Here is a 25,083-nt window from a genome sequence, read left to right as displayed (position 1 = left end):
CGATGGCCAGATTCGGCACACTGTTCGTGGACAAGATGGTTGCGACCCTGGTTGCCCTGGCGCTGGTCTTTTCAAGCTGGCCGGTCGCGACAGCGCAGGCGGCGGGCCAGACCCGCAGTCTGAAGATTTACTTCGTCCATACCGGAGAGCGCGCCAACATCGTCTACAAGCGCAACGGCCGTTACGACCAAAAGGGTCTGGATGCCCTGAACCGTCTGCTGCGCGACTGGCGCCGCAACGAGCCGACCCGCATGGATCCCAGGCTGTGGGATCTCGTGTGGGAGGTCTATCGCTCCGTGGGAGCGAAGGACTATATTCATGCGGTTTCCGGCTACCGTTCGCCCAATACCAACGCCATGCTGCGCTCGCGCACGGCGGGTGTGGCGGAAAAGAGCCAGCACATGCTCGGCAAGGCGATGGATTTCTATATTCCGGGCGTGCCGCTGAAGAAGCTGCGCGAGACGGCGATGCGGGTCCAGGGCGGCGGCGTCGGCTATTATCCGAAATCCGGCTCGCCCTTCGTGCATCTCGACGTCGGCAACGTTCGCGCCTGGCCGCGCATGAGCCGCAAGGAACTGGTCAGTCTCTTCCCGAACGGCAAGACGCTGCACATTCCCGCGGACGGAAAGCCGCTTCCCGGTTATCAGCAGGCGCTGGCCGAGTACAAGCAAAGGGGCGGGGCGCCCGCCGGCGTCATGGTCGCGGATTCCCGCAGCGGGCAGCCGAAACGGCGCAATCTCCTGACCGCCCTGTTCGGCGGAGGCGACGAGAACGAGGATGCGGACGCCATCACGGCGCCGGCCCGCGCGCCGTCGCGGCAGCAGGCACCGGCCCGCGCCGCACCCGCCGCACCGGCACCGCAGCAGGAAGTTCTGACGGCGCGCACCGAAGTCCGCAATCTTCCGGGCACGGAAGTGGCGTCCGCACCGGTTCCCGCCGCCCGCCCGGCCTATGCAGGCCAGGTCGCCGGCAACGGGCTGGCAACGGCACTTTATTCTCCGCCGCGCAGCACGGCGCAGGAAGCCATCGCCTCGGTTCTGCCGGCGGACCGGCCGCAGGCCTCCGACGCTTCGGCCGGCGTCGCTCCGGATCTTGCCGGCATGGCCATTCCGGTGCCGACCCTGCTTGCCGGGCGTAACGAGCAGCCCGAAACGGAACCGCTCATGACCGCGTCGATCTCGCCGGTTGTACCGGAACTTTCCGGCGGCGTGCCGCTGCCGCTGTCCCGTCCGTCCGTTGCCGAAAGCCTGATGGCCGGCGTCGACGGCGACGAGGAAGGCGAAGACGATCTCGCCGAACAGGAGGAACTGTCCGCCGGAATGGTGGCGGCCCTCGCCGCCGACGGAACGGACGCCCGCCGCGATTTCCAGTCGGCAATGGAGAAGGCCGCGACGGCGACCGTGGTCGCGACGCGCGTTCCGGTGCCGGAGACTGCCGCCCGGCAGAAGGCGCAGGAAGTGGCGGCGCTTGAAACCGTCACGCCATCGACGGGTCGTTTCGGCGATGTCTTCGACATGCCGGTCCAGAAGTCCGAGGACTTGCCGCGCGGCATCGAGGCGGGACTTCCGGAAAAGGGCGGCCGTCCGCAGCAGGCCGACGCTGAAAAGGCGCGCCGCGCCATGAGTTCGGGCACGGCCGAACTGACGGGCGCCAAGCTTGCCGAATGGGCCTTCGCGAAACAGCGCCAGACCGCGCCCGCCTCGGCCTTCAAGGCACCGCGCGTGACGGCCCAGGCGCTGGCGGGCTACGATTCCGGCGACCGGCCGCAGCAACTCCAGTCGGAGCCGGATCGCTTTTCGGGCAATTCCCGCGTCCTGACGGTCAACGTTCCCTGACCTGAAATATAAAAAACGCCGGGGCGATGCTCCGGCGTTGGTATATGGCAAGCCCTTTCCTCCGTCACCCTCGGGCTCGACCCGAGGGTCCATGCAGCGGTTGCCGCTGGATGCTCGGGTCAAGCCCGAGCATGACGAAAGAGAGGGGGAGGCATTTGTAAACAGTCCGACGCCGGGAGCGATGTCCCGGCGTTTTTTCATGGAGGCGGGTGGCCCGGATTTATTCGGCGTCCGGCGGACTTTCGATCATGCCCAGCGCGGCGAGATAGGTTTCGAGGATCGCTTCCTCTTCCATCCGCTCCTGATCGTCCTTCTTGCGCAGGGCGATCACCTTCTTGAGGATCTTGGTGTCGAAGCCCGTGCCCTTGGCTTCCGCATAGACATCCTTGATGTCGTCGGCGATGGTCTTCTTTTCTTCTTCAAGGCGTTCGATGCGCTCGATGAAGGCGCGGAGCTGATCGCGGGCAACGCCGTGAACATCCGTCATCGGGTTCTCCTTATATGATTATGGTTCAGGTGAAAAATGGTCGGGCATGACCTGCCCCGCCGCGCGGCGAAGGTCAAGCGAATTGATCAGCCGTGCGGCGTGTTCTTCTCGAACGCGGCCTTCTGGCTGTCGGAGGCTTCCGTCTGGTGTAGCCTTTTCCAGTCCTCGTACGGCATGCCGTAGACGATCTCGCGCGTCTCGTCCTTCGTGAGTGCGACGCCCGCCTCGCGCGCGGCATCGCCGTACCAGTTGGAAAGGCAGTTGCGGCAGAAGCCGGCGAGGTTCATCAGGTCGATGTTCTGCACGTCGGTGCGTTCGCGCAGATGGGCGACGAGGCGGCGGAAGGCGGCGGCCTCGAATGCGGTCTGTTCGGCTTCGGTCAGCTTCTTCATCCTTCAATCCTCAGAGGTCCGCCCGCGAGGGATGGACCTCGTAGACGTGCAGGGCAGGGTCTTCGTTCATCGCGGCGAAAATGGGGTGAAGCCGGGCCGCCCAGCTTTCGATCCCCGCCTCGTCGGCGATCAGGTCCTGCCGCACTTCGAGCAGGGCGTGCGGCGTGCCGTTCATCGTGCAGTGGCGGTACATCGTGTCGTTCTTCAGCGCGCCGTCATAGGGCTCGTTGTCGCCGACGAGAATGTCGCCCGGGGCGCGCAGCCGGTCGATGAGCTGGCCGGGGGCACGGAAGTCGCTGTCCCACAGAACGGCGGCGTGCCAGGGCCGGCGGACGTTCTTCCAGGCTGGTGTGTAGGAATGCAGGGAGATGACCAGCGGCGCCCGGCCGGAGGCCTTCGTGACGCGGGCGATCGTCTCGCCCACGGCGCGGTGATAGGGGCGGTGAAAGTCGATCAGGCGGCGCTCGCGCTGCTCGGCGGACAGGGGATAGTTGCCCGGAATGATCGCGCCGTCCGAGATCTTCATGATCAGGGTGGGATCGTCCTCGCCGCGGTTCGGGTCGATCAGCAGCCGGGAGAAGCGCGACATGACGGCGGGAACGCCGAGCGAGGCGGAAAGCCGGCGGGTCAGCCCTTCCACGCCGATGTCATACGCGATATGGCGCGTGAAAGCACTTTCGGGCAGGCCGAGGCGGGCGTAAGGTTCCGGCACGATGTTGGTGGCATGATCTGCCAGGATCACCATCGCCTTGTCACAATCGCCATCCAGAATCTCGAAAGGTGTAAGGTCAGGCATGGGGGTCATCGGAGCGCTGAGGAAAGGAGGACCGGGCCGGTCCATCGGGATGCGGCGGCTGTGATCGCATGGGCGGAGGGCGCATGCAAGCGCCTATTGTCCCTACAGCCGGGCGAACGTTCCGCGCGTTGACAATCGCTGTGCGCCGCGCAAGAAAGATAGCATTCGAAAATGGGAGACATGGTTCGAATCGTGCCCAAAATTCAGTCATTTTTCGCCGCGTCCAAGGGCAGGCACCTTTTTCATGCCGGTATAGTTGCCGGTTTCTGCCTGGCCCCGCTGTTTGCGGCGAGCGATGCCCGCGCCGATTTCCGCGTGTGCAACGGAACGCAGAACCTCGTCGGCGTGGCCATCGGCTACCGTGCCGCCGAAGGATGGATCAGCGAGGGTTGGTGGCAGGTGCCGGCCTCCACCTGCGCCACCCTGATCGAGGGTGAACTGCAATCCCGCTACTACTATCTCTATGCCGAGGATGCGGCCCGGGGCGGTCGCTGGACCGGCGAGATCAACATGTGCGTGGCGGAGAACGAGTTCAAGATCACTGGCGTCGAGGAGTGCTTCTCGCGCGGTTATCAGCGCATGGGTTTCAAGGAATACGACACGGGTCGGCAGGGAAGCTGGATGGTCCAGCTTTCGGATACGCCCGGCGCTCAGGAAGGCCAGAATTGATGAAGCGGAACCGTAAAGTCAAAATCCTCGCGACGCTGGGTCCCGCCTCCGCCGAGGAGGAGATGATCCAGAAGCTGCACGAGGCGGGGGCCGACCTCTTCCGCATCAACATGAGCCACGCCAGCCACGATGTGATGCGCACGATGATCCAGCGCATCCGCGCCGTCGAAGCCCGCTGCGGCCGGCCGATCGGCATCCTCGCCGATTTGCAGGGCCCGAAGCTGCGGGTCGGCAAGTTCGCCGAAGGCAAGGTCGATCTTGTTCCCGGCCAGACCTTCACGCTCGACAACAAGGACGAACCCGGCGACGACAAGCGCGTCTTCCTTCCCCATCCGGAAATTCTCGAAGCCGTGCGCCCCGGCCATCGCCTGCTGATCGACGATGGCAAGCTGAGCTTGCGCGCCGAGAAGTGCGATGGCAAGAGCATCGTCTGCACCGTCGTTTCCGGCACGCGCATTTCCGACCGCAAGGGCGTCAGCCTGCCCGACACGCTGCTGCCGGTCGGAGCGTTGACGCCGAAGGACCATGCCGACCTCGATGCCGTCCTGGAAACCGGCGAGGTGGACTGGGTGGCGCTGTCCTTCATCCAGCGGCCGGAAGACCTGGCCGACGTTCGCAAGGTGGCGCGGGGCCGTGTCGGCCTCATGTCGAAGATCGAGAAGCCGCAGGCCATCGAGCGCATCGATGAAATCATCGAGCTTTCCGACGCCCTGATGGTGGCGCGCGGCGACCTCGGCGTGGAAATGCCGCTCGAAACCGTTCCCGGTCTCCAGAAGCAGCTCATCCGCGCATGTCGCAAGGCCGGCAAGCCGGTCGTCGTGGCGACGCAGATGCTGGAATCGATGATTACCGCGCCCGTGCCGACCCGCGCCGAGGTTTCCGACGTCGCGACCGCCGTCTTCGAGGGCGCCGACGCGATCATGCTGTCGGCCGAGTCCGCGTCGGGCGCCTATCCGGTGGAGGCGGTGTCCACGATGGCGTCGATCGCGACGACCGTCGAGCGCGAGCCGCACTATCCGGGGATCATCTACGCCCAGCGCCCGCAGCCGGAAGCGACCGGCGCCGACGCCATCTCGCTTGCCGCCCGCCAGATCGCCGAAACGCTGAAGCTGACCTCGATCGTCTGCTATACGGCCACCGGCACGACCGGCCTGCGCGCCGCGCGCGAGCGGCCGCAGGTGCCGATCATCGCGCTGTCGCCCTCGACGCCGACGGCCCGCCGTCTTTCCGTCGTCTGGGGCCTGCACTGCGTGATCGAACAGGATGCGAACGATCTCGAGGACATGGTGAACCGCGCCTGCCGCATCGTCGCCGCCGAAGGTTTCGGCAAGCCGGGCGACCGCATCATCATCTCGGCGGGCGTACCGCTCGGCACACCGGGTTCGACGAACCTGCTGCGCATCGCCTATATCGGTTCGGACGGCCTTTCCGGCATCTGAACGCTCTGCACTCTGTATCATTGGAAAAGCCGGCAACATCATTGCCGGCTTTTTCGTTTCGGGCTGCTGCTGTTCGGCGTCGCCAAGCGACCGTCAGGCCCTGCTGCCGGCGAGTTTTTCTTCGAGGGCGGCGGCCTTCTTCTGGGCGTCGCGGTCGGCGGGGTAGATTTCCAGATAGCGCTGCCACGCCTTGAGGGCGGCTTCCGTCTGCTCGCCGCTTTCGAGGATTTCCGCCATCATGGAGAGGGCGCGGAAATGGCGCGGCTCGCGAATCAAGACCCGGTTCAGATCGCTCATCGAGCGCTTGTCATTGCCCAGAACATGGTTGAGCGCCGCGCGCTTGTTCCAGACCCCGACATGATCCGGGTCCAGAACGGTGGCCTGATCGAGAAAATCGAAGGCGGCGGTATTGCGCTTCTGCTTCACGGCGTCGTCGGCCCATTTCATCAGAAGATTGACCGTGGCGCTGCCAGAATCGTTCCAGGCTGCCGACAGCCTGCCTGCGATCTGGGCCGCCTTGGCCGGATCGCGCTCGCGGCGCAGTTCCGACAGGAGCGATTCGATTCGCTGGCTTTCATCGGGCTGGGACTTCAACGGCGCCGGCCATGCGTCGGCAGGCGACGTGCGAGCTTCGACGGCATCGGGCGCACCGGCCGTCTGCGCCAGTGCGGCGGCGGCAGTCAGGTTCAGGAGAAAAAGGGCGGACAACAAAAAGCGCATGGCGGGAGTTTAACCCGCCATGCGCAATGTTCCAATCACTTTTCTGCGCAGCCCGTAACCGGGGCGCAGTGCCTTCCGCAATCAGCCCTGACGGGCCTTGAAGCGCGGGTTCAGCTTGTTGATGATGTAGACGCGGCCCTTGCGGCGAACCAGACGGTTTTCCCGGTGACGGGCCTTCAGGGCTTTCAGAGAGTTCTTGATCTTCATGTCTTCAGTCCGCAAGGCTTCGGGGACGCATCCCCTTCGGTCTCTACAATCAAAAGCGCGCCGGTCAGCGCGCTCTTTTGGGTTGGGCAGGGAGATACAGGCTCGGCCCCGGCCTGTCAACCGCCGCCGCGGGCATTTTGCCGGAATGCCCGGCATTTTAGCCTGCCGACGACCCCTCGGCTGCGGCCCTTCCTATCGTTTCAGAACGGTGACGTGGCCCATCTTGCGGCCCGGCCGCGCTTCCGCCTTGCCGTAGAGATGCACCAGGGCATCCTTTCTCAGAAGCCAGCCGGGAACGGCCAGCACGTCGTCGCCGATCAGGTTGGTCATGACGCAATCGCTGTGGCGGGCCGGATCGCCGAGCGGCAGGCCGGCGACGGCGCGGATGTGCTGTTCGAACTGCGAGACGACGCAGGCCGCCTCCGTCCAGTGGCCGGAATTGTGGACGCGCGGCGCGATTTCGTTGGCGACAAGCCTGCCGTCCGGCAGGGCGAAGAACTCGATGCCGATGACGCCGACATACTCCAGGGCGGATAGCAGCTTTTCGGCCGCCGCGAAGGCTGCCTCGACGGTTTCGCCGGAGACCTGCGCCGGAAGCGTGGACGTATGAAGGATGCCGTTCAGATGGACGTTTTCCGCCGGGTCGTAGCAGGCGACGGCGCCATCCGCCCCGCGCGCCGCGATCACGGAAATCTCGCGCTCGAAGGGCACGAAGCTTTCGAGGATGAGCGGCACGCCGCCGAGCGCCTCGAAGCCGCCGGCGGGGCTGTCTTCCGGGCCCTTGTAGACGCGCTGGCCCTTGCCGTCGTAACCGAGTCGGCGGGTCTTCAGCACGCCGCGGCCGCCAAACCCGGCCAGGGCGCTTTCCAGTCCCGCCTGATCGTCGACGGCGCGGAACTCGGCGGTGTCGATGCCGGAGGCATTGAGGAAGGTCTTTTCCGTGAGCCGGTCCTGCGCCACTTCCAGCGCCCTGGGCGGCGGGAACACGGCGACGTTGCCGTGAAGCGTCGCCGTCGCCGTGACCGGCACGTTCTCGAATTCGTAGGTGACGACGTCGCAGAGGCTCGCCAGTTCGGCAAGCGCGACCGGATCGTCGTAGGCCGCCGCGATCTGCCGGTTGGCGACCTGCGCGGCGGGGCAATCGGCCTGCGGTTCGAGGATGACGGTGCGGTAGCTCAGCCGCGCCGCCGCCATCGCCAGCATGCGGCCGAGCTGGCCGCCGCCGATGATGCCGATCGTAGCGCCGGCCTTCAGGGGTGCCTGTGTCATGGGGTGTCGTCCAGCGGATAGTCCGCGACGGCGGTCGTCTGGCGGCGGCGCCATTCGTCCAGCCGCTCGGCGAGCGCGTCGTCGTAAAGGGCGAGAACGGCGGCGGCCAGAAGCGCGGCGTTCACCGCGCCGGCCTTGCCGATGGCAAGCGTTCCGACCGGAATGCCGGCGGGCATCTGGACGATCGACAGAAGGCTGTCCTGGCCGGACAGGGCCCGGGACTGGACCGGAACGCCGAAGACGGGAAGGGGGGTGAGCGCTGCGGTCATGCCGGGCAGGTGGGCGGCGCCGCCGGCCCCGGCAATGATGACCTTGAAGCCTTCCTCCCGCGCGCCCCTGGCGAATTCGACCATGCGGTCGGGCGTGCGGTGGGCGGAAATGATGCGGGCCTCGTAATCCACGTCGAGGGCTTCGAGCGTGTCTGCGGCGTTCTTCATGGTCTCCCAGTCGGACTGGCTTCCCATGATGATGGCGACGGGCGGCGATGTGACGCTCATATGCGGGCCTCCGGCCGTTCAGGCGATGATGTCGGGAATGATCTGGTCTTCGATCTGGCTCATCTTGTCCTTGATCGCCAGCTTCTTCTTCTTCATACGCTGCACGCGCAGGGCGTCGCAGCCGGTCTCGATCATGGCGTTGATGGCGACGTCGTAGTCCTCATGCTCCTGACGCAGGCGCGCCAATGTCAGCCTGATCTCGGCCTGTTCCTGATCTGCCATTTCCATTCTTCCCCACTGACACCCGTCCTTGCCGGACGCCCGGATTATGGGCCGTGCGGCTGTTCCGGGGCTGATGCCCTCTTTGAATCTCTCCGTTGCGCGGTCCGTCGCCGGATGCCGGAAGGCCATCGAGGCCGACCTTCGCGTGGCCATGCCTCTATCACCAAACCGTCTGCACGGGAAGTTAGACATGATCACGAAATTACCACGCCCGCGACAAGATTTCACCTTCGACAACGACGGCACTTCATGTCACAATCCCGTCGTAAACCTGAAGTCCCGGCGATGGGATGGCCGGGACGGGTACACGAAGGAAGGACGTGTCACATGACCATTCAGGCTCATCTTGAATCGCTTGAAAAGAAGCATGGTGCTCTTGAGGAGGAGTTGCGCACCGCTCTTACGTCGCCCTCTTCCACGGACAGGCACATCTACGAACTCAAGCGGCGCAAGCTGCGCATCAAGGATGAAATGCATCGTATCAAGGAAATGACACGCCACTGATCGCATTTCCGCATGACACCGCCGCCGCTTCGGTGGTTCCGTTCCGGGAGGATGGGACGGAGCCGCCGGGGCGGCGGTCTCGTATCCGGCCCGGCCATCCCCTCGCACCGGACCGTCTCCTGGGTTTTTCTCTGCACCATTGAACCTTGCGCCCGTCCGGTTTATCGAAGGACGGATGAAACACGGGCCGCGCGCCAAGGCGGTGGCCCACGCCGAGCAGGATTGACATGACCTCACCCGAAGACCGCTGCCGCCTCGTGCTGATCGTTCCGCAGGGAGGCGATGCCGACGAACAGGCGAAAATTCTGGGCGATGCCCTGAAGGGTGGCGATGTCGCCTCCGTGATCCTGCCGCAATACGATCTCGACGACGTCGCCTTCCAGAAGCTTGCCGCAGCCCTCGTGCCGGTGGCGCAGGCGGCCGGAGCGGCGGCGCTGGTCGCCGGCGACAGCCGGGTGGCCGGGCGCGTCAAGGCCGACGGGCTTCATGTCACCGGCAATGCCGAGGCGCTCGCCGAGGCGGTGGAGAAATTTGCGCCAAAGCTCATCGTCGGCGGCGGCAATGCGACGGAACGCCATACCGCGCTGGAAATGGGCGACGCCAGCCCCGACTATCTCTTCTTCGGCAAGCTCGACGGCGACATCAAGCCGGAGCCGCATCCGAAGAACCTGGCGCTCGGCGAGTGGTGGTCCGAAATGGTCGCGATTCCGTGCATCGTCATGGGCGGCTCGGATCTGGGTTCCGCTCTGGCCGTCGCGGAGACCGGCGCCGAATTCGTCGCGCTTTCCAAGGCGGTTTTTTCCCATCCCGCCGGCGCGGCGGCGGCCGTTGCGGAAATCAACGCGGTTCTTGACGAAAAAGCGCCACGGTTTGAGGCTTGAAGGTTGGCATGAGCCGAATCCCGACGCGCCGCCTTGTTTTCGTTCTGCCCGTTCTGGCCCTCTGCTGTGCAGGGGCCGAGCGCCCGGCGCTGGCGCAGGCCATCCGATCCCAGCAGAGCGAAGGCGGCGCGGCGCCTGTGAAGAGCAGCCGCGTCAAGAGCGCCGACGACGATCCGCGTTCGATCATGGACGAGCCGGATGTGCCTGCCGCCGGCCTCAGGATCTATGACCGCATGGGCGCCGGTCTGCCGCCGCTTCCGCAGGAAAAGCCCTATGAGGGCGTCGTGGACGAGGCTTACGGGGCCTATCAGCGGGGGCTTTACGTCACCGCCCTCCAGCTTGCGCTGGCGCGGGCCGAACAGGGCGATGCGACGGCCCAGACGCTCGTCGGCGAAATGATGTCGCAGGGGCTCGGCATCAAGCGGGACCGCAAGAACGCGGCCTTCTGGTATGGCGAGGCGGCCAGGCGCGGCGATCCGGCGGGAATGTTCCAGTATTCGCTGCTGCTGATGGACGGGCGCGACGTGCCGCGCGACCGGGCGCTGGCCCAGGATTACATGCGCAAGGCCGCCGAGGCGGGCAATGCGTCGGCGCAGTTCAACTATGCGCAGATGGTGGCTTCGGACAATCCGGGCGATGAGGGCCTCGCGCTGGCCTTGCCCTATTACGAAAAGGCTGCGGATCAGGGCCTGGCCGATGCGCAATACGCCGTCTCGCAGCTTTATGTCGGCCTGGAAAGCGTATCCGCGGAGAAGAAGGCGCTGGCGCGGGACTATCTCGAAAAGGCTGCGGCGGCCGGCCACGACACCGCGCAGCACGACATGGGCGTCTGGCTGATCGAGGGCATCGGCGGCGATGTCGATTACGAGAAAGGGTTCCGCTGGCTACGGGTCGCTGCCCTTCGCGGCAATGTCGCGGCCCAGAACAAGCTTGCCCTGCTTTACGTCCATGCCATTGGCACGCGTCCGGACCCGGTTGAGGCCGGCAAATGGTATGTCCTGTCGCGGCGGGCCGGGCTCGGCGATGACGATCTGGAGGATTTCTTCCTCGGCATCAGCGACGAAACCCAGGAGAAGGCGACAGAGGCGGCCAACAGCTTTGCCGCCGCGCGCCGCGCGGCGATGGGTGAGGCGCGGCTCGAACTGCGCCAGTTGACCCAGTGAAGCTGCATGGACGGCGAATGCGTTTCCGGTATGGCTTTCCGCCCGGCGGTGCGGCAATGCCGGCCCCGCGTGCCCGAATGATTCCCTTCCCCCGGCGATGAAGTATATCGCTATCGGCCTCTATGGCGTCGTCACCGTTCCCATCCTTGCCGCGACCCTTGTCGAGGGCGGGAGAGGTGGCGCAAAATGGGATGCGATGCGGGTCATCGGCCTCGTGCTGTGCGTCGCCTGGCCGTTGGCGATCCTGGCGCTGCTTGCGCTTTCGTGCGTGGGGAAACGGGGGAGAGGGCTCGTCAGGCGTCTCGTTGCCGATCCCACCTCCGGCCGCGTGCGGTCGGGCGACTGAGGGGCATCGCCGTCCGGGAAAGCGGTCCCTGGACCTGTTTCTCCTGCCGCCCCTTGAATTCCGGCGCGTTTTGTGGTCTTGAACCCGCCGATCAATCATGACCGCATGAACGCTTTGGCCGATCCGGCTTCCGGATGGCTCGCCGGATTTTTCAAGGACACCGCAACATGGCCCGCTCAGCCCTTCTCAACGTGATGGTTCAGGCCGCCCTCAAGGCAGGCAAGTCGCTGGCACGCGACTTCGGCGAAGTGCAGAACCTTCAGGTTTCGGTGAAGGGGCCGGGCGATTTCGTCTCGCAGGCCGACCTGCGCGCCGAGCGCGTCGTGCGCGAGGAGCTTCTGAAGGCCCGCCCGACCTACGGCTTCCTCGGCGAGGAGAGCGAGGAGATCATCGGCACGGACGGCGCGCATCGCTGGATCGTCGATCCGCTGGACGGCACGACCAATTTCCTGCACGGCATTCCGCAGTTTGCCGTGTCCATCGCGCTGGAGCGCGACCGCGAGATCGTCGCCGGCGTGATCTTCAATCCGGCGACCGACGAGCTGTTCGTCGGCGAACGCGGCGGCGGCGCGTTCCTCAACGATCGCCGCATCCGCATCGCGGCGCGGCGCAGCCTTTCGGATGCCGTCATCGGCTGCGGCGTTCCGCATCTCGGCCGCGGCCACCACGGCAAGTTCCTCGTCGAGCTTCGTCATGTGATGGGCGAAGTGGCCGGCATGCGGCGTTTCGGCGCGGCCTCGCTCGATCTCGCCTATGTGGCCGCGGGCCGTCTCGACGGGTTCTGGGAAGCCGATCTCATGCCGTGGGACGTGGCCGCCGGGCTGGTGCTGATCCGCGAGGCGGGCGGTTTCGTTTCCGACCTGAAGGGCGGCAGCGACATTTTCGGCACGGGCTCCGTGGTCGCCGGCAACGAGCAGATCCACAAGGCGCTGCTGGGCGTCGTCAACCGTCCGGTGCCGAAAGCCTGATCCCTTTCCGCCGGTTCTGAACCGGCAAGGTTATCCCTTCTATTCGTCGCAATTTTCCTCTAGCGTTCGCGCAGGATTCCCTGAACGAGTGTGAGAGTTATGGCGGATATCAGTGTGGACGAAACGGACGGTTTCGAAACGGGGCGGTTTGCCGGAGCTGCAAAACTGTCCAGCCCCATGCCGATTTTCTGGACGATGGTGCTGTTTCTCATCATCGTCGGTTTCATTACGGCGATTCTTTACCGGCAGGCGCATACGGCCTTCATGACCAATCCGGGGCTCAACGGCTTGATCCTCGGCGTGTTGCTGATCGGCGCCATCCTCGTCTTCACGCATGTGTTCGGGTTGCGGCGCGAAGCGCAATGGTTCAATTCGTTCCAGGCAGCCGGGCAGGATGCCGACCGGGTCGGCGGGGAGCCGAAGCTCCTGGCGCCGATGCGCTCGCTGATCGGCCGCCGCCACGCGCAGGCGCTGTCGACCGCGGCGTCCCGATCCATCCTCGATTCCATCGCGACACGCCTCGACGAGTCGCGCGATACCTCCCGCTATCTCATCGGCCTTCTCGTCTTTCTCGGCCTGCTCGGCACGTTCTGGGGACTGATCGGAACGATCGGCTCGATCGGCAGCGTCATCCAGTCGCTCGATACGGGCGGCGACAGCAACGACGTGCTGTCCGCCGTCAAGAACGGCCTCGGCCAGCCGCTGGCCGGCATGGGCACCGCGTTCTCGTCCTCGCTGCTCGGCCTTTCCGGCTCGCTCATCCTGGGCTTCCTCGACCTTCAGGCGGGCCGCGCCCAGAACCGTTTCTACATGGAGGTGGAAAACTGGCTGTCCTCGGTCACGGATGTCGGTTCGGATGCCGGTAACGGGTCTCAAGTCGCGGGCTCGGAGGATCTGCGCCGGCTGACGGAGGAGCTTGCCAAGCTCGCCAAGGCGGGCGGGGCAGAGGAGCGTTCCGTCGCCGCTATGGCACATCTGGCCGAGGGCGTGCAGGGGCTTGTACGCAACATGCGCAACGAACAGCAGATGCTGCGTGACTGGATCGAGAAACAGCAGCAGGAGAGCCAGGAATTGCGCCGGGTCATCGACATTCTGGCGGCCAGGAAGAGCGGGGGCAACGGCTAAATGGCTCTGGCGAAGAACCGTCGCCGCGAACGCGGCGTGGATTACTGGCCGGGCTTCGTGGATGCGCTGTCCACGCTGCTTCTGGCCGTCATGTTCCTGCTCACGGTCTTCGTTCTGGCGCAGTTCGTGCTGAGCCGGGAAATCTCCGGCAGGGACGAGGTTCTCATCCGTCTCAACAGCCAGATCGCCGAACTGACGGAGCTTCTGGCGCTCGAAAAGGGCGGCAAGCAGGATCTCGAGGATTCGCTTGCGGCCTTGCAGTCGTCGCTCAGCACCTCCGAAAGGGAACGCTCGCGCCTGCAATCGCTGCTCGATGCCGGCACCGGCTCGGCCGGCGCTGCAGACCAGCGGATTTCGTCCCTGAGCGGCGAGCTTTCCCAGCAGCGGGAAATCAGCGAGCGGGCCATGAGCCAGGTCGAGCTTCTGAACCAGCAGATCGCGGCGCTGCGCGCGCAGATCGCCGCTGTCGAATCGGCCTTGCAGGCATCGGAAGCCAAGGATCAGGCCTCGCAGGCGCGGATCGCCGATCTGGGGCGCCGCCTCAACGTCGCGCTGGCGCAGAAAGTGCAGGAACTCAACCGCTACCGCTCGGACTTCTTCGGCCGTCTTCGCGAAATTCTCTCCGACCGGGAAAATATCCGCATCGTCGGCGACCGTTTCGTCTTCCAGTCGGAAGTTCTGTTTCCCTCCGGCGCCGCCGACATCAATCCGGCGGGGCTGGACGAGATGCGCAAGCTGGCCGGGGCGCTGATCGAGCTTGCGCGGGAAATTCCGCCGGAAATCAACTGGGTGCTGCGCGTCGACGGCCACACCGACAACGTGCCGCTTGCCGGCACCGGCCGTTATGCCGACAACTGGGAGCTTTCCTCCGCCCGCGCCACCTCGGTCGTCAAATACCTCATGAGCCAGGGCGTGCCCGCCGACCGGCTGGTGGCGGCGGGCTTCGGCGAGTATCAGCCCCTCGTGCCCGGCAATACGCCGGAAGCGCGCGCCCAGAACCGCCGTATCGAATTCAAGCTGACGGAACGGTAAGGCCCGTTCTGGACGCCGGCGCCTGCTGCCGGGGGCGGCGCCCTTACTGGGCGGCGTCCTGCGGCAGTTCGGCGTTTCCGGCGTCGAATTGCAGGCGGGCGAGGCGGGCATAGAGACCGTTGGTGCGGATAAGGCTCGCATGCGTGCCTTCCTCGACGAGCCGGCCTTCGTCCATGACCAGAATGCGGTCGGCTTTCAGCACCGTGGCGAGGCGATGGGCGATGACCAGCGTCGTGCGGTTGCGCATCAGCCCCTCCAGCGCCTGCTGCACCAATGTCTCGTTTTCGGCATCGAGCGCCGACGTGGCCTCGTCGAGGAGAAGCAGAGGCGCATCGCGCAGGATGGCGCGGGCAATGGCGATGCGCTGGCGCTGGCCGCCGGAGAGCGTGACGCCGCGCTCGCCGGCCAGCGTCTCATATCCCCTGTCCAGCTTGCCGATGAATTCGTCCGCCTGCGCGGCGACGGCTGCGGCCTTCACCATTTCGGGCGTCGCCTGCGGACAGCCGAAGGCGATGTTGTCGTGAATGGAGGCGGCGAATATCGTCACGTCCTGCGGCACGATGGCGATGCGGGCGCGCAGGTCCTCGAGCGAGGCGCTGCGGATATCCGTGCCGTCGATGCGGATCGCGCCGCCTGACGGATCGTAGTACCGCAGCAGAAGGGAGAACAGCGTGCTCTTGCCAGCGCCCGACGGGCCGACGACGGCGACGGTTTCGCCCGGCCGGGCGGTGAAGGACAGGCCGTTCAGGATATCGCGGCCGGGGGCTGCCGGATAGGCGAAGGTCACGGCATCGAACTCCACCGCGCCTCGGGCCGGCACCGGCATCGTCTGCGGGGCGGCGGGGGTGGCGATGTTGGATTGTTCCGCCAGAAGCTCGCTCAGCCGTTCGGCCGCGCCGCCCGCCTGGGACAGTTCGCCCCACACCTCGGAAAGCTGGCCGAGACCGCTTGCGGCAATCACGGAGTAGAGGACGAACTGGCCGAGCGTTCCGGCGGACATGTCGCCGGACAGGACGCTCTGCGCGCCGAACCAGAGGATGGCGACGACGCTGCCGAAGACCAGCGATATGGCGACGCCGGTCAGCAGGGCGCGGGCGCCGACGGCGGAACGGGCGGCGTCATAAGCCTTTTCGACGGCGGTCGCGTAGCGGGTGTTGGCGGCGCGTTCGCCATTGAAGGCCTGGACGGTGCGGATGGCGCCGATGGTCTCGCCGGCAAACGCGGCGGCATCGGCCAGTGCATCCTGCGCCTGGCGCGAGCGGCGGCGCACCGAGCGGCCGAAGGCGACCAGCGAAAAGACGATGAACGGGATCGCCACCAGCACCATGCCGGAGAGTTTCGGGCTGGTATAGACCATCATGACGATGGCCCCCAGGCACAGGATGGTGTTGCGCAGCGCCACGGAAGCCGCGGAGCCGGCGGCGGAGCGAATCTGCGCGGCATCGTTGGTGAGGCGCGAGACGATTTCGCCCGACTGGCTCTTGTCGTAGAATTCGGGCGAGAGCGCGGTGATGTGGGCGAAGACATCGTTGCGCAGGTCCGTCACCACGCGCTCGCCGAGCAGCATGACGAAGTAGTAGCGCATGGCGCTCGCCAGGGCGAGGACGCCGGCAATCACCATCAGCATCAGGAAGTAATTGTTGATGAAGCCGGAATCTGCCTCGCTGAAGCCGTGATCCACCATGCGGCGGACGGCCAGCGGCAGGGCCAGCGTGGCGACGGCGGCAAGCGCGAGAAAGAACAGCGCCGCCGCCACGAGCGTGCGATATCGCTTCAGATAGGGAAGCAGGCCGAGAAGCGGCTTGACCGATTTGCGGCCGGGTTCTTCCGTCCTGTTGGCTTGTCTCGACACGTTTTCTCCATTCTCCCCATGCCGCCGGATCGGCCGCACGGGGTACTTGTTATCTGGTCGGCCTTCATGTATAGGCACGGCACGGAATTGGAAAGCCGTGCTCCGCTACCTGCGAACACGGCTTTGATTATTGGATCGGCTCGCTTGCTTCCTTGACATAAAGCAAATGAGCCCCGAAGCACCAGGAAGATTACGATGAAGGCCGACATCCATCCCGACTATCACTTTATCAAGGTGGTCATGACCGATGGCACCGAGTACGAAACCCGCTCGACCTGGGGTTCCGAAGGCGCCGTCATGAACCTCGAAATCGATTCGAACTCGCATCCGGCCTGGACCGGCGGCAACCAGCAGCTCATGGACCGCGGTGGCCGCGTTTCCAAGTTCAACAAGCGTTTCGGCGGCCTCGGCCTCTGATTCCTGCTTGCGAGCGAAGGCGATTGTGGAAAACCCGGCTTTTCAGCCGGGTTTTTTGTATTGACTGAAGAGGACGTAAGAGAGCAATCGACGTTTTGTCAGCAGTCTGAAACCGGCTTCGGCCGGATTTTTGTTGTCCGCTTCAGGTCGACAGATCAAAGAAAAGCGCGGCCGAAACCGCGCCAGTGTATCGACAAACCCTTTCCTTCGTCACCCTCGGGTTTAACCCGAAGGTCCACACCGCAGGCGGCGCGGTGGATGGTCGGGACCAAGCCCGACCATGACGGAAGAGAGCGATGAGCCCTTTGTCAGCAGTTTGAGCACGGCCGGAACCGCGCCTTGAGTTGACCTGGAGGTACTTGCGGAAGGGTCAATGGACCGAGAAAGCCGTACGCAGCAGGTCGAGCTGGGCCTGAACGCTGTTTTCGTTGTCGGGAACGATCACGGCGTCGGCGGGACGGTAGATTTCACGGTCGAGAACGGAGATGCGGTTCTGGAGGCGCAGCGAGCGCTCGACCAGGTCGCGGAATGCCTCCGGCAGGTCGTTCCAGCCGGGAGCGTGGCGGTCGACGTTGAAACCGTCCAGACGCACCTTGCTCTTTTCGGACAGAACCTGCTCGCGGGTCATTTCGCCATTGTTCACGGCGCGCTGGAGCAACAGCCACGAGGCCATCTGCATCAGGCGGGTGGTGAGGCGCATGGATTCCGCCGCATAAAGGACCGAGGCCATGCGCGGCAGGATCTTGGAGGCCGTACGACCGTCGCCATCGAGATAGGTTGCGGTTTCCTCGACGAGCGCCATGCCCTCGGCATACAGCGCCTTGAACTGGGAGGAGGAGGCCGCGCGACCTGCAAAGCTGATCGTATTCAATCCGAGGTCAGACATAGAACCAAATCCCTGTTAACGCATCACTTTTCGGGCAATTACGGAAGGCTGAAAAAATGCCTTTTTCCCGTCTTTTTGTGTCCTTGAGGATGCTCTGAATACCAGAAATGCGCAAGGCGTTTCTTAAGGAAAGGTTAATTCCCACAATTTTGCGCTTTTTAGGGCAAAAAAAGAGAGCCGCTGGTGAGCGGCTCCGAAGGTAAAACAGGGAGAAAATCAGACCAATTCGCCAAGACGGTGAAACTGTCTGAGTCCGGACGAATCCGGATACCCACAATAATCCATTATAAAGCTTAATAAAGTCTTAACGACACGCGATGAAACGAAGTCGTTTCCCGGTATTGGGCAGCTTCCGGACAGTTTGTGTAAATTGTTTCATGGAAGAAACATGCGGCCGGCGGCAGGGGCCGCGAAACGCGATCAGGGAATTTCGGGCTATCGCTTGAACAGGCTTTCCGCCGCCGTGCGGCCGGCGGACTTGCGGGCGCGCTCGGCTTCCAGACGTTCGATTTCCGCGCGAAGAAGCGCGATCCGTGCGGTCAGTTCGTCGGCGGAAAGGGCGGACAGATCGCCGCCGATTTCATGGGCGGGCTTTCCTTTCGGCCGGTCGTCCTCTTCCCCGATGCTCACTGGCGCTCCTCCTCCCTTTCGGCCGGATCGGCCTCGGCCAGACCTTCGGGGACAGCCTCCGCTTCGGCGGCCGCCTCGTCCGGCGTGTCCCCGGCCGGATTGTCTTCGGAGGGAGTGTCTTCCGCGACGGCGCGCGGGTCAAGCGCGCTTGCTTCGGGGGTGAGGGCGGGCGTCGTGCCCATCGGCACGGTGGTGTAGCTCTCGCGTTCCTCGACGGGAATCGGCGCCCGCATGCGGCTGCGGAAGATCGCCCAGAGCGTGATCGACAGATGCGCCAGCGCCGTCACCGCGAAGAGGAAATGCGGGCCGTAGAGCGTCATCACGGGACCGCCGATGGTCGGGCCGATGATGGTGCCGATGCCGAAGAGAAGGAGAAGGCCGCCGGAGACCTTCACGAAGTCTTCCGGTGCGGCGAAGTCGTTCGCATGGGCGACGGCAATCGGATAGAGCGCGTTTGCCGCGGCGCCGTAGAAGACGATCAGCGGGATCAGGTTGACGGCATCGAACGGGTGCAGGATGACGATCAGGAGGCCGGCGAGGGAGGCGACGCCCGAAAGGCCGGCGAGAACGTGGCGGCGGTCGATGCGGTCGGAGAGCCGGCCGGCGGGAAACTGCGCCAGCGCCCCGGCGAAGATGGTCAGGCTCATCATCAGGGCGATGCTGCTCTGGCTGAGACCGGCGCGTGCGCCGAACACGGCGCCGAGCGTGCCGAACGCGCCGTTGGCGATGCCGATCAGCAGGATGCCGAAGAAGGAGACCGGCGACGTCCTGAAGAGGGTGGGCAGATCGAGCTTCACCGCCTTCAGCGGCTGCGGCGTGGCCGCGTTGGACATCGTCGTCGGCAGGATGGCGAGGCAATAGAAGATGCCGCAGGCCAGAAAGAGCGTCTGCGTCGAGATATCGCCGAGCGCCAGCGACATCTGCCCGCCGACCACGCCGATCAGCGTGATGGCGATGTAGAAGGAGAAGATGGCGCCGCGGCTTTCGTTCGTGGCGCGTTCGTTCAGCCAGCTCTCGATGATCATCGACGTGCCGGCGATGCAGAAGCCGGTCATGGCCCGCAATGCCACCCAGACGATGTCGTCGATGATGATGCCGGTCGTCAGCGCGACGATGGCGATCAGGGCGACGAAGACCGAGAAGGCGCGCGCATGGCCGATGCGGCGGATGAGGGACGGGGCGAAGAAACAGCCCAGCACGAAGCCGGAGGCCCAGGACGTGCCGAGCAGGCCCAGCATTTCGTTGGAATAGCCTTCATGCGTACCGCGCACGGGCAGGAGCAGTCCATGCAGACCGTTTCCGGAAAACAGGAAGAGCGTGCCGCACAGCAGGGCGAGGATGGGCAGGAGGTTACGAGGCATGTGCACTGTCTGTAGTGGCGGTTCTTGATAAAAATAAGGTAGGCCAAAGAGAGATTTCGACAATAGGCGGCGTTGCTTTCGGCAGGCTGTCGTTGTTTCGCGCGGACAGAAAGCGCTTGCCAGCACGGCCCTTATGGCCGATGTCGTCCTGACGGGAGCATTTCCGGACGGAAATCGCTTCACACTTTTCCTGGAATGGCTTTAGTGCGTCCGTTCGGATGCACGGCGCTCCGGACAGTGCAGGACGGGAGAGACATTCATGACCAAAGCGATCGGCCTTTTCATGCTTCTGGTCATGGTGGTGCAGATCATCCGGCCGCTCGGCCTGCCGGGCCTGAAACGGCGCTCCGACTTCTGGAAACTGGCGGTTGCCACTTTCGCGATCTGGGCCGCGACCATCGTGTTGCGCGACCTTATCTGAAACTGAGTGGGGGCGGGTCTTCCGCCCCCGGGTCGTGGCAGGAATGCGCGGGGGGCACGCAGCCGCCCACGCATTGCCGGTATCAGGCCGTCTGCGTCAGGACGGCGACGCCGGGCAGTTCCTTGCCTTCCATCCATTCCAGGAAGGCGCCGCCGGCGGTCGAGACATAGGTGAAGTCGCCGGCAACGCCGGCGTGGTTGAGCGCGGCCACCGTATCGCCGCCGCCGGCGACCGAGACCAGCTTGCCGGCCCTGGTGCAATCGGCGGCATGTTTGGCCGCCGCCACCGTGGCGGCGTCGAACGGGGCGATTTCGAAAGCGCCGAGCGGGCCGTTCCAGACCAGCGTTTCGGCGCGGGAAATCCATGCCTTCACGTTGTCGATGGATTTGGGGCCGACATCGAGGATCATGGCGTCGGCCGGCACGGCGTCGATGGCGACCACCTCGTTTTCGGCCCCGGCCTTGAATTCGCGGGCGACCACGCCGTCATCGGGCAGAACGATGGCGCAGCCGGCGGCGGCAGCGTCGATCGTGATCTGGCTGGCGGTCTCGGCAAGGTCGTGCTCGCACAGCGACTTGCCGACATCGACGCCGCGCGCGGCAAGGAACGTGTTGGCCATGCCGCCGCCGATGACGAGCGCATCGACCTTCTTCACGAGGTTGGACAGCAGGTCGATCTTGGTGGAGACCTTGGCGCCACCAACGATCGCGACGACCGGGCGTTGCGGATTGCCGAGACCCTTTTCGAGGGCTTCCAGTTCGGCCTGCATGGTGCGGCCGGCATAGGCGGGCAGGTGATGGGCAAGACCTTCCGTCGAGGCATGGGCACGGTGCGCGGCCGAGAAGGCGTCGTTCACGTAGATGTCGCCGTTGGCGGCAAGCGCCTCGACGAACTCCGGCAGGTTCTTTTCCTCGCCCTTGTGGAAGCGGGTGTTTTCAAGCAGGAGAACGCCGCCGGCGGGCAGGGCGTCCACGGCCTGCTTCGCGACGTCGCCGATACAGTCGCCCGCGAACGCGACCGGCTGGCCGAGAACCTGCTCGAGCGCGGGGGCGACGATGGACAGCGAGAATTCCGGCGCGGGAACGCCCTTGGGGCGGCCGAAATGGGCAAGGAGAATCACCTTCGCGCCCTTGGCAGCCAGTTCCTTGATCGTCGGGGCTACGCGCTCGATGCGGGTCGTGTCGCTGACCTTGCCGTCGGCGACGGGCACATTGAGATCTACGCGAACGAGAACACGCTTTCCGGAGATATCGCTCAGGTCATCGAGGGTCTTGAAGGCCGGCATGGTAATTTTCCACCTGTCTTTGGTCTTGGACATCTATAACAGGGGACCATACACGGACAGATCGCTGACGCAAGCACTTCGCGGCGCTTGTCTTTTTGCACCCCTCGTCCATTGTTTTTATAACGATTTAAACGGATGGAAGCGGGTGTGGAAACCGCATTGCAACAAAAAGCCGCACCCTTTCGGGTGCGGCCATGCGGGACGGATAACGGCTTTCTCGACCGGTATCAGAGCAGCTTGCCGATGGCGACGGCGGTGTCGGCCATGCGGTTGGAGAAGCCCCATTCGTTGTCGTACCAGGACAGGACGCGCACGAGGTTGCCTTCCAGAACCTTGGTCTGGTCGGCGGCAAAGCTCGAGGAATGCGGGTCGTGGTTGAAATCGATCGAGACGAGCGGCGCGGTGACGTAGCCGAGGATGCCCTTCAGCTCGCCTTCGGCGGCAGCCTTCACGGCTTCGTTGACCTCTTCCTTCGTGACCGGGCGCGACGGGATGAACTTCAGGTCGACGACCGAGACGTTCGGGGTCGGGACGCGGATGGCCGAGCCGTCGAGCTTGCCCTTCAGTTCCGGCAGGACGAGGCCGACGGCCTTGGCGGCGCCGGTCGAGGTCGGGATCATCGACATGGCGGCGGCGCGGGCGCGGTAGAGATCCTTGTGCAGCGTGTCCAGCGTCGGCTGGTCGCCGGTATAGGAGTGAACCGTCGTCATGTAGCCCTTCTCGATGCCGAAGGCCTTCTGGAGGACGTATGCGACCGGAGCGAGGCAGTTGGTGGTGCAGGACGCGTTGGAGACGATGATGTCGTCGCTGGTCAGCGTGCCGTGGTTGACGCCGTAGACGATGGTCTTGTCGGCGCCGTCGGCCGGGGCGGACACGAGAACGCGCTTGGAGCCGTTCGAAAGGTGCAGGGAGGCCTTTTCCTTGGAGGTGAAGATGCCGGTGCATTCGAGCGCGACGTCGACGTCGCCCCAGGGCAGCTCCTTCGGATCGCGGATGGCAGTGACCTTGATCGGGCCGCGGCCGACGTCGATCGTGTCAGCAGTGGTCGTGACGGTGCCCGGGAACTTGCCGTGGACGGAATCGTAACGGATCAGGTGGGCGTTGGTCTCGACGGGGCCCAGATCGTTGATGGCAACGACCTCGATGTCGGTGCGGCCGGATTCGACGATCGCACGCAGCACGTTGCGGCCGATGCGGCCGAAGCCGTTGATGGCAACCTTTACAGTCATTCTTGTCACTCCCGCTTCAGGTGTTCGGTTTTGTCGGTTCCGGAAGGGCGCGGCGTCCGAACGCTTTCGCCGTGCCCTTCGGGCTCTTTGGGCCTGCCGCCTGCGTGTGTGTGCAACGCAAAATCAGGCGACGGGTATAGAAAGGCTTCGCAAGCCCTTATGCAAGCTTCGATTCAACCGCTGCGACAATTGCGCCGGCGGTGATACCGAAATGCTCGTAGAGTTCCTTGTAGGGGCCGGAGGCGCCGAAGGACGTCATGCCGACGAAGATGCCGTCGGCGCCGATGATCTCGTCCCATCCCTGGCGGATGGCGGCCTCGATGCCGACGCGCACCGGCGAATTGCCGATGATCGCCTTGCGATAGGCTTCCGGCTGCCGGGCGAAGAGTTCGAAGCAGGGAACGGAAACGACGCGGGCGACGATCTTCTTTTCGGCCAGAAGCTTGCGGGCGGCCAGCGCGATCTCGACCTCGGAGCCTGAGGCGAAGATCGTGACCTCGGCGCCATCGGCCGGGGCGATGTCGTAGGCACCGTGCGCCGACAGGTTCTTCTCGCTGTATTCGGTGCGTACGGGGCTGAGGTTCTGGCGCGTCAGGGCGATGGCCGAGGGGCTTTCCTTGTCGTGCAGGGCAAGCTGCCAGCACTCGGCCGTTTCCGTGGCGTCGGCCGGACGGAAGACCTTGAGGTTCGGAATGGCGCGCAGCGCCGCCAGTTGTTCGACCGGCTGGTGCGTCGGGCCGTCCTCGCCGAGACCGATGGAATCGTGCGTGAGGACGTGGATGGAGCGGATGCCCATCAGCGCGGCGAGGCGGATGGACGGACGGCAATAGTCCGAGAAGATCAGGAAGCCGCCGGAATAGGGGATCAGGCCGCCGTGCAGGGCGATGCCGTTCATGGCGGCGGCCATGCCGTGCTCGCGCACGCCGTAGTGCAGGTAGCGGCCGGAGAAATCGTCGGGCGTGATCGAGGCCGTCTGGCTGGTCTTGGTGTTGTTGGAACCGGTCAGGTCGGCGGAGCCGCCGAGGGTTTCCACCACGACGCCGTTGATAACCTCGAGCGCGTCCTCGGATGCCTTGCGGGTGGCGACGGTCGGCTTCGTTTCGGCGAGCTTCTTCTTGTAGGCGTCGATGGCGCCGTCGAAGGTGCCGGGCAGGTCGCCGGCGAAGCGGCGCTCGAACTCGGCCTTCTTCTCGGCCGGCAGCGCGGCAAGGCGGCCCTCCCAGTCCTTGCGGGTCTTGGTGGAACGCAGGCCGGCCAGCCGCCAGGTATCGAGAATCTCGGCCGGAACGACGAAGGGCTCGGCTTCCCAGCCGAGGGCGGCGCGGGTGGCGGCGATTTCCTCGGCGCCCAGCGGCGAACCATGCACCTTGTGGGTGCCGGCCTTGTGCGGCGCGCCGAAGCCGATCGTCGTCTTGGCCGCGATCATGGTCGGCTTGTCGGACTTCTGCGCTTCCTCGATGGCAGCGGCGATGGCGTCCGGATCGTGACCGTCGACGGCGATGGTATGCCATTTCGAGGCGCGGAAGCGGGCGTGCTGGTCGGTCGAATCGGCCAGCGAGATCGGGCCGTCGATGGAGATGTTGTTGTCGTCCCAGAAGACGATCAGCTTGTTCAGCTTCAGGTGGCCCGCGAGCGCGATGGCTTCCTGGCTGATGCCTTCCATGAGGCAGCCGTCACCGGCGAGGACGTAGGTGTAGTGGTTCTGCACGTCCGCGCCGAATTCCTGGGCCAGCTTGCGCTCGGCGATGGCCATGCCGACGGCGGTGGCAATACCCTGGCCGAGCGGGCCGGTGGTCGTCTCGATGCCCGAGGCGTGGCCGTATTCCGGGTGGCCGGCGGTCTTGGAGCCGAGCTGGCGGAACTGCTTGATGTCCTCGATGGTCATGTCTTCGTAGCCGGTGAGGTAGAGCAGCGAGTAGAGCAGCATGGAGCCGTGGCCGGCGGACAGGACGAAACGGTCGCGGTCGGGCCAGAGCGGGTTCTTGGGATCGAACTTCAGGAAGCGGGTGAAGAGGACGGTCGCGACATCGGCGGCCCCCATCGGCAGGCCGGGATGGCCGGACTTGGCCTTCTCGACGGCATCCATCGACAGGAAACGGATCGCGTTGGCCATCTGGTTGTGCTTTTCTGTAGAGATCATGATCGTCCCATCCTTAAATCCGGCGGCGACAGGGGTTATGGCGGCGGGGCCGCTCAGTTTGGGTGTTCCATATCAGGTGCGCGGGCCATGTCAATAAATCCGGCTGCGCCACGGGCAGAGTTCGCCGTATTCTTCGCTAGGCCCGAAACGTGAAATCGGCGTGACGGCTTTGGCCGGAACGGGCGCCGTCCACAGCAAGAGCGATCCGTCCGGCCCGCATTTGTTGACGCGGCTCGTTCACGGCGAATATTGTCCGCCATCAGGTTCAAAGTGTGTCCGTGCGATTCGATCCGCAAGGGCAAGGCCGGGA

27 protein-coding genes are annotated in these 25,083 nt (G+C 64.9%); 12 read left to right on the top strand and 15 right to left on the bottom strand.

The features are described from left to right. Positions 1 to 2: 2 nt before the first annotated feature. Positions 3 to 1,835, top strand: coding sequence for a peptidoglycan L,D-endopeptidase MepK (gene mepK, locus NOF55_RS06835; RefSeq protein ID WP_306410594.1), 1,833 nt, complete (start codon positions 3 to 5; stop codon positions 1,833 to 1,835). Positions 1,836 to 2,055: 220 nt separating this feature from the next. Here the strand turns inward: mepK and NOF55_RS06830 are convergent, their stop codons facing one another. The 3 genes from NOF55_RS06830 to NOF55_RS06820 all read right to left on the bottom strand — a co-directional run bounded on the left by NOF55_RS06830 (position 2,056) and on the right by NOF55_RS06820 (position 3,510). Continuing rightward, the gene (locus NOF55_RS06830) at positions 2,056 to 2,322 is read right to left on the bottom strand and encodes a DUF2312 domain-containing protein (RefSeq protein ID WP_306410593.1); all 267 of its coding nucleotides are present in this window, start codon (positions 2,320 to 2,322) and stop codon (positions 2,056 to 2,058) included. An 86-nt stretch (positions 2,323 to 2,408) separates the two neighbouring features. After that, positions 2,409 to 2,714, bottom strand: a complete 306-nt coding sequence (locus NOF55_RS06825; protein ID WP_306410592.1) for a DUF1244 domain-containing protein — start codon at positions 2,712 to 2,714, stop codon at positions 2,409 to 2,411. A 10-nt stretch (positions 2,715 to 2,724) separates the two neighbouring features. After that, positions 2,725 to 3,510, bottom strand: coding sequence for an N-formylglutamate amidohydrolase (locus NOF55_RS06820; RefSeq protein ID WP_306410591.1), 786 nt, complete (start codon positions 3,508 to 3,510; stop codon positions 2,725 to 2,727). A 180-nt stretch (positions 3,511 to 3,690) separates the two neighbouring features. Between NOF55_RS06820 and NOF55_RS06815 the strand changes: the two genes are divergently transcribed. Next, entirely contained in the window at positions 3,691 to 4,179 is a 489-nt protein-coding gene (locus NOF55_RS06815; protein ID WP_370868936.1) for a DUF1036 domain-containing protein, read from the top strand. Continuing rightward, positions 4,179 to 5,618, top strand: coding sequence for a pyruvate kinase (gene pyk, locus NOF55_RS06810; RefSeq protein WP_306410590.1), 1,440 nt, complete (start codon positions 4,179 to 4,181; stop codon positions 5,616 to 5,618). Before NOF55_RS06815 ends, pyk begins: the two co-directional genes overlap by 1 nt. Positions 5,619 to 5,711: 93 nt before the next feature. Here pyk and NOF55_RS06805 read toward each other — a convergent pair whose 3' ends face one another. The 5 genes from NOF55_RS06805 to NOF55_RS06785 form a co-directional block, all read right to left on the bottom strand. Further along, complete coding sequence (locus NOF55_RS06805) at positions 5,712 to 6,338, bottom strand: tetratricopeptide repeat protein (RefSeq protein WP_306410589.1); 627 nt, start codon at positions 6,336 to 6,338, stop codon at positions 5,712 to 5,714. A gap of 81 nt (positions 6,339 to 6,419) precedes the next feature. Beyond that, positions 6,420 to 6,545, bottom strand: coding sequence for a type B 50S ribosomal protein L36 (ykgO, locus tag NOF55_RS06800; RefSeq protein ID WP_141147817.1), 126 nt, complete (start codon positions 6,543 to 6,545; stop codon positions 6,420 to 6,422). 192 nt (positions 6,546 to 6,737) lie between these two features. Continuing rightward, positions 6,738 to 7,814, bottom strand: a complete 1,077-nt coding sequence (locus tag NOF55_RS06795; RefSeq protein WP_306410588.1) for a 5-(carboxyamino)imidazole ribonucleotide synthase — start codon at positions 7,812 to 7,814, stop codon at positions 6,738 to 6,740. Further along, entirely contained in the window at positions 7,811 to 8,311 is a 501-nt protein-coding gene (purE, locus tag NOF55_RS06790) for a 5-(carboxyamino)imidazole ribonucleotide mutase (RefSeq protein ID WP_306410587.1), read from the bottom strand. The genes NOF55_RS06795 and purE overlap by 4 nt, the downstream gene beginning before the upstream one ends. 18 nt (positions 8,312 to 8,329) lie before the next feature. After that, positions 8,330 to 8,533 carry a YdcH family protein gene (locus NOF55_RS06785; protein WP_306410586.1) on the bottom strand — a complete coding sequence of 68 codons (204 nt, stop codon included), beginning with the start codon at positions 8,531 to 8,533 and terminating at the stop codon, positions 8,330 to 8,332. Positions 8,534 to 8,860: 327 nt separating this feature from the next. Here NOF55_RS06785 and NOF55_RS06780 point away from each other — a divergent pair, with 327 nt between their 5' ends. From NOF55_RS06780 to NOF55_RS06750, 7 genes are all read left to right on the top strand, one after another. Then, the gene (locus NOF55_RS06780; protein WP_306410585.1) at positions 8,861 to 9,037 is read left to right on the top strand and encodes a YdcH family protein; all 177 of its coding nucleotides are present in this window, start codon (positions 8,861 to 8,863) and stop codon (positions 9,035 to 9,037) included. A 227-nt stretch (positions 9,038 to 9,264) separates the two neighbouring features. Further along, the gene (locus tag NOF55_RS06775) at positions 9,265 to 9,918 is read left to right on the top strand and encodes a thiamine phosphate synthase (RefSeq protein ID WP_306410584.1); all 654 of its coding nucleotides are present in this window, start codon (positions 9,265 to 9,267) and stop codon (positions 9,916 to 9,918) included. 8 nt (positions 9,919 to 9,926) lie between these two features. Next, positions 9,927 to 11,081 carry a tetratricopeptide repeat protein gene (locus tag NOF55_RS06770; RefSeq protein ID WP_306410583.1) on the top strand — a complete coding sequence of 385 codons (1,155 nt, stop codon included), beginning with the start codon at positions 9,927 to 9,929 and terminating at the stop codon, positions 11,079 to 11,081. A 97-nt stretch (positions 11,082 to 11,178) separates the two neighbouring features. Then, entirely contained in the window at positions 11,179 to 11,427 is a 249-nt protein-coding gene (locus NOF55_RS06765; RefSeq protein WP_306410582.1) for a hypothetical protein, read from the top strand. 167 nt (positions 11,428 to 11,594) lie between these two features. After that, the gene (locus NOF55_RS06760) at positions 11,595 to 12,395 is read left to right on the top strand and encodes an inositol monophosphatase family protein (protein ID WP_306410581.1); all 801 of its coding nucleotides are present in this window, start codon (positions 11,595 to 11,597) and stop codon (positions 12,393 to 12,395) included. Between the two features lie 99 nt (positions 12,396 to 12,494). Then, positions 12,495 to 13,520: a flagellar motor protein MotA gene (locus tag NOF55_RS06755; RefSeq protein ID WP_306410580.1), complete on the top strand. Its 1,026-nt coding sequence runs from the start codon at positions 12,495 to 12,497 to the stop codon at positions 13,518 to 13,520. Then, a complete protein-coding gene (locus tag NOF55_RS06750; protein ID WP_306410579.1) occupies positions 13,521 to 14,552 on the top strand; it encodes a peptidoglycan -binding protein in 1,032 nt (343 codons plus the stop codon). 43 nt (positions 14,553 to 14,595) lie between these two features. Here the strand turns inward: NOF55_RS06750 and NOF55_RS06745 are convergent, their stop codons facing one another. Further along, positions 14,596 to 16,404, bottom strand: coding sequence for an ABC transporter transmembrane domain-containing protein (locus NOF55_RS06745; protein WP_306410578.1), 1,809 nt, complete (start codon positions 16,402 to 16,404; stop codon positions 14,596 to 14,598). A 195-nt stretch (positions 16,405 to 16,599) separates the two neighbouring features. Here NOF55_RS06745 and rpmE point away from each other — a divergent pair, with 195 nt between their 5' ends. Next, a complete protein-coding gene (gene rpmE / locus NOF55_RS06740; RefSeq protein ID WP_306410577.1) occupies positions 16,600 to 16,821 on the top strand; it encodes a 50S ribosomal protein L31 in 222 nt (73 codons plus the stop codon). A 370-nt stretch (positions 16,822 to 17,191) separates the two neighbouring features. Here rpmE and rcdA read toward each other — a convergent pair whose 3' ends face one another. From rcdA to NOF55_RS06725, 3 genes are all read right to left on the bottom strand, one after another. Beyond that, the gene (rcdA, locus tag NOF55_RS06735; protein WP_306410576.1) at positions 17,192 to 17,707 is read right to left on the bottom strand and encodes a protease adaptor protein RcdA; all 516 of its coding nucleotides are present in this window, start codon (positions 17,705 to 17,707) and stop codon (positions 17,192 to 17,194) included. Between the two features lie 435 nt (positions 17,708 to 18,142). Continuing rightward, positions 18,143 to 18,331 carry a DUF1192 domain-containing protein gene (locus NOF55_RS06730; protein ID WP_370868956.1) on the bottom strand — a complete coding sequence of 63 codons (189 nt, stop codon included), beginning with the start codon at positions 18,329 to 18,331 and terminating at the stop codon, positions 18,143 to 18,145. A gap of 2 nt (positions 18,332 to 18,333) precedes the next feature. Then, a complete protein-coding gene (locus tag NOF55_RS06725; RefSeq protein WP_306410574.1) occupies positions 18,334 to 19,698 on the bottom strand; it encodes an MFS transporter in 1,365 nt (454 codons plus the stop codon). 259 nt (positions 19,699 to 19,957) lie between these two features. Here NOF55_RS06725 and NOF55_RS06720 point away from each other — a divergent pair, with 259 nt between their 5' ends. Then, positions 19,958 to 20,119 carry a hypothetical protein gene (locus NOF55_RS06720; protein ID WP_306410573.1) on the top strand — a complete coding sequence of 54 codons (162 nt, stop codon included), beginning with the start codon at positions 19,958 to 19,960 and terminating at the stop codon, positions 20,117 to 20,119. Positions 20,120 to 20,201: 82 nt separating this feature from the next. Here the strand turns inward: NOF55_RS06720 and NOF55_RS06715 are convergent, their stop codons facing one another. The 3 genes from NOF55_RS06715 to tkt form a co-directional block, all read right to left on the bottom strand. After that, positions 20,202 to 21,404 carry a phosphoglycerate kinase gene (locus tag NOF55_RS06715; protein WP_306410572.1) on the bottom strand — a complete coding sequence of 401 codons (1,203 nt, stop codon included), beginning with the start codon at positions 21,402 to 21,404 and terminating at the stop codon, positions 20,202 to 20,204. Between the two features lie 227 nt (positions 21,405 to 21,631). Next, entirely contained in the window at positions 21,632 to 22,633 is a 1,002-nt protein-coding gene (gene gap, locus NOF55_RS06710) for a type I glyceraldehyde-3-phosphate dehydrogenase (RefSeq protein ID WP_306410571.1), read from the bottom strand. 157 nt (positions 22,634 to 22,790) lie between these two features. Then, positions 22,791 to 24,773: a transketolase gene (tkt, locus tag NOF55_RS06705; protein WP_306410570.1), complete on the bottom strand. Its 1,983-nt coding sequence runs from the start codon at positions 24,771 to 24,773 to the stop codon at positions 22,791 to 22,793. Positions 24,774 to 25,083: the final 310 nt, after the last annotated feature.

The organism is Ectorhizobium quercum (genome assembly GCF_026552795.1).
GTDB classification, from domain to species: Bacteria; Pseudomonadota; Alphaproteobacteria; order Rhizobiales; family Rhizobiaceae; genus Ectorhizobium; species Ectorhizobium quercum.
Note: the sequence above shows the minus strand (reverse complement) of the source record. Positions and strands in the feature narration are given on the sequence as shown.

Excerpts from the sequence above, each read along its gene's own strand:
- NOF55_RS06830 (WP_306410593.1), bottom strand. The coding sequence starts at position 2,322 with ATGACGGATGTTCACGGCGTTGCCCGCGATCAGCTCCGCGCCTTCATC.
- mepK (WP_306410594.1), top strand. The coding sequence starts at position 3 with ATGGCCAGATTCGGCACACTGTTCGTGGACAAGATGGTTGCGACCCTG.
- pyk (WP_306410590.1), top strand. The coding sequence starts at position 4,179 with ATGAAGCGGAACCGTAAAGTCAAAATCCTCGCGACGCTGGGTCCCGCC.
- NOF55_RS06815 (WP_370868936.1), top strand. The coding sequence starts at position 3,691 with ATGGTTCGAATCGTGCCCAAAATTCAGTCATTTTTCGCCGCGTCCAAG.
- purE (WP_306410587.1), bottom strand. The coding sequence starts at position 8,311 with ATGAGCGTCACATCGCCGCCCGTCGCCATCATCATGGGAAGCCAGTCC.
- NOF55_RS06715 (WP_306410572.1), bottom strand. The coding sequence starts at position 21,404 with ATGCCGGCCTTCAAGACCCTCGATGACCTGAGCGATATCTCCGGAAAG.
- NOF55_RS06755 (WP_306410580.1), top strand. The coding sequence starts at position 12,495 with ATGGCGGATATCAGTGTGGACGAAACGGACGGTTTCGAAACGGGGCGG.
- NOF55_RS06775 (WP_306410584.1), top strand. The coding sequence starts at position 9,265 with ATGACCTCACCCGAAGACCGCTGCCGCCTCGTGCTGATCGTTCCGCAG.
- rcdA (WP_306410576.1), bottom strand. The coding sequence starts at position 17,707 with ATGTCTGACCTCGGATTGAATACGATCAGCTTTGCAGGTCGCGCGGCC.
- NOF55_RS06760 (WP_306410581.1), top strand. The coding sequence starts at position 11,595 with ATGGCCCGCTCAGCCCTTCTCAACGTGATGGTTCAGGCCGCCCTCAAG.
- ykgO (WP_141147817.1), bottom strand. The coding sequence starts at position 6,545 with ATGAAGATCAAGAACTCTCTGAAAGCCCTGAAGGCCCGTCACCGGGAA.
- NOF55_RS06785 (WP_306410586.1), bottom strand. The coding sequence starts at position 8,533 with ATGGCAGATCAGGAACAGGCCGAGATCAGGCTGACATTGGCGCGCCTG.
- NOF55_RS06780 (WP_306410585.1), top strand. The coding sequence starts at position 8,861 with ATGACCATTCAGGCTCATCTTGAATCGCTTGAAAAGAAGCATGGTGCT.
- NOF55_RS06750 (WP_306410579.1), top strand. The coding sequence starts at position 13,521 with ATGGCTCTGGCGAAGAACCGTCGCCGCGAACGCGGCGTGGATTACTGG.
- NOF55_RS06820 (WP_306410591.1), bottom strand. The coding sequence starts at position 3,510 with ATGCCTGACCTTACACCTTTCGAGATTCTGGATGGCGATTGTGACAAG.
- NOF55_RS06765 (WP_306410582.1), top strand. The coding sequence starts at position 11,179 with ATGAAGTATATCGCTATCGGCCTCTATGGCGTCGTCACCGTTCCCATC.
- NOF55_RS06725 (WP_306410574.1), bottom strand. The coding sequence starts at position 19,698 with ATGCCTCGTAACCTCCTGCCCATCCTCGCCCTGCTGTGCGGCACGCTC.
- NOF55_RS06805 (WP_306410589.1), bottom strand. The coding sequence starts at position 6,338 with ATGCGCTTTTTGTTGTCCGCCCTTTTTCTCCTGAACCTGACTGCCGCC.
- NOF55_RS06770 (WP_306410583.1), top strand. The coding sequence starts at position 9,927 with ATGAGCCGAATCCCGACGCGCCGCCTTGTTTTCGTTCTGCCCGTTCTG.
- NOF55_RS06795 (WP_306410588.1), bottom strand. The coding sequence starts at position 7,814 with ATGACACAGGCACCCCTGAAGGCCGGCGCTACGATCGGCATCATCGGC.
- gap (WP_306410571.1), bottom strand. The coding sequence starts at position 22,633 with ATGACTGTAAAGGTTGCCATCAACGGCTTCGGCCGCATCGGCCGCAAC.
- NOF55_RS06825 (WP_306410592.1), bottom strand. The coding sequence starts at position 2,714 with ATGAAGAAGCTGACCGAAGCCGAACAGACCGCATTCGAGGCCGCCGCC.
- NOF55_RS06720 (WP_306410573.1), top strand. The coding sequence starts at position 19,958 with ATGACCAAAGCGATCGGCCTTTTCATGCTTCTGGTCATGGTGGTGCAG.
- tkt (WP_306410570.1), bottom strand. The coding sequence starts at position 24,773 with ATGATCTCTACAGAAAAGCACAACCAGATGGCCAACGCGATCCGTTTC.
- rpmE (WP_306410577.1), top strand. The coding sequence starts at position 16,600 with ATGAAGGCCGACATCCATCCCGACTATCACTTTATCAAGGTGGTCATG.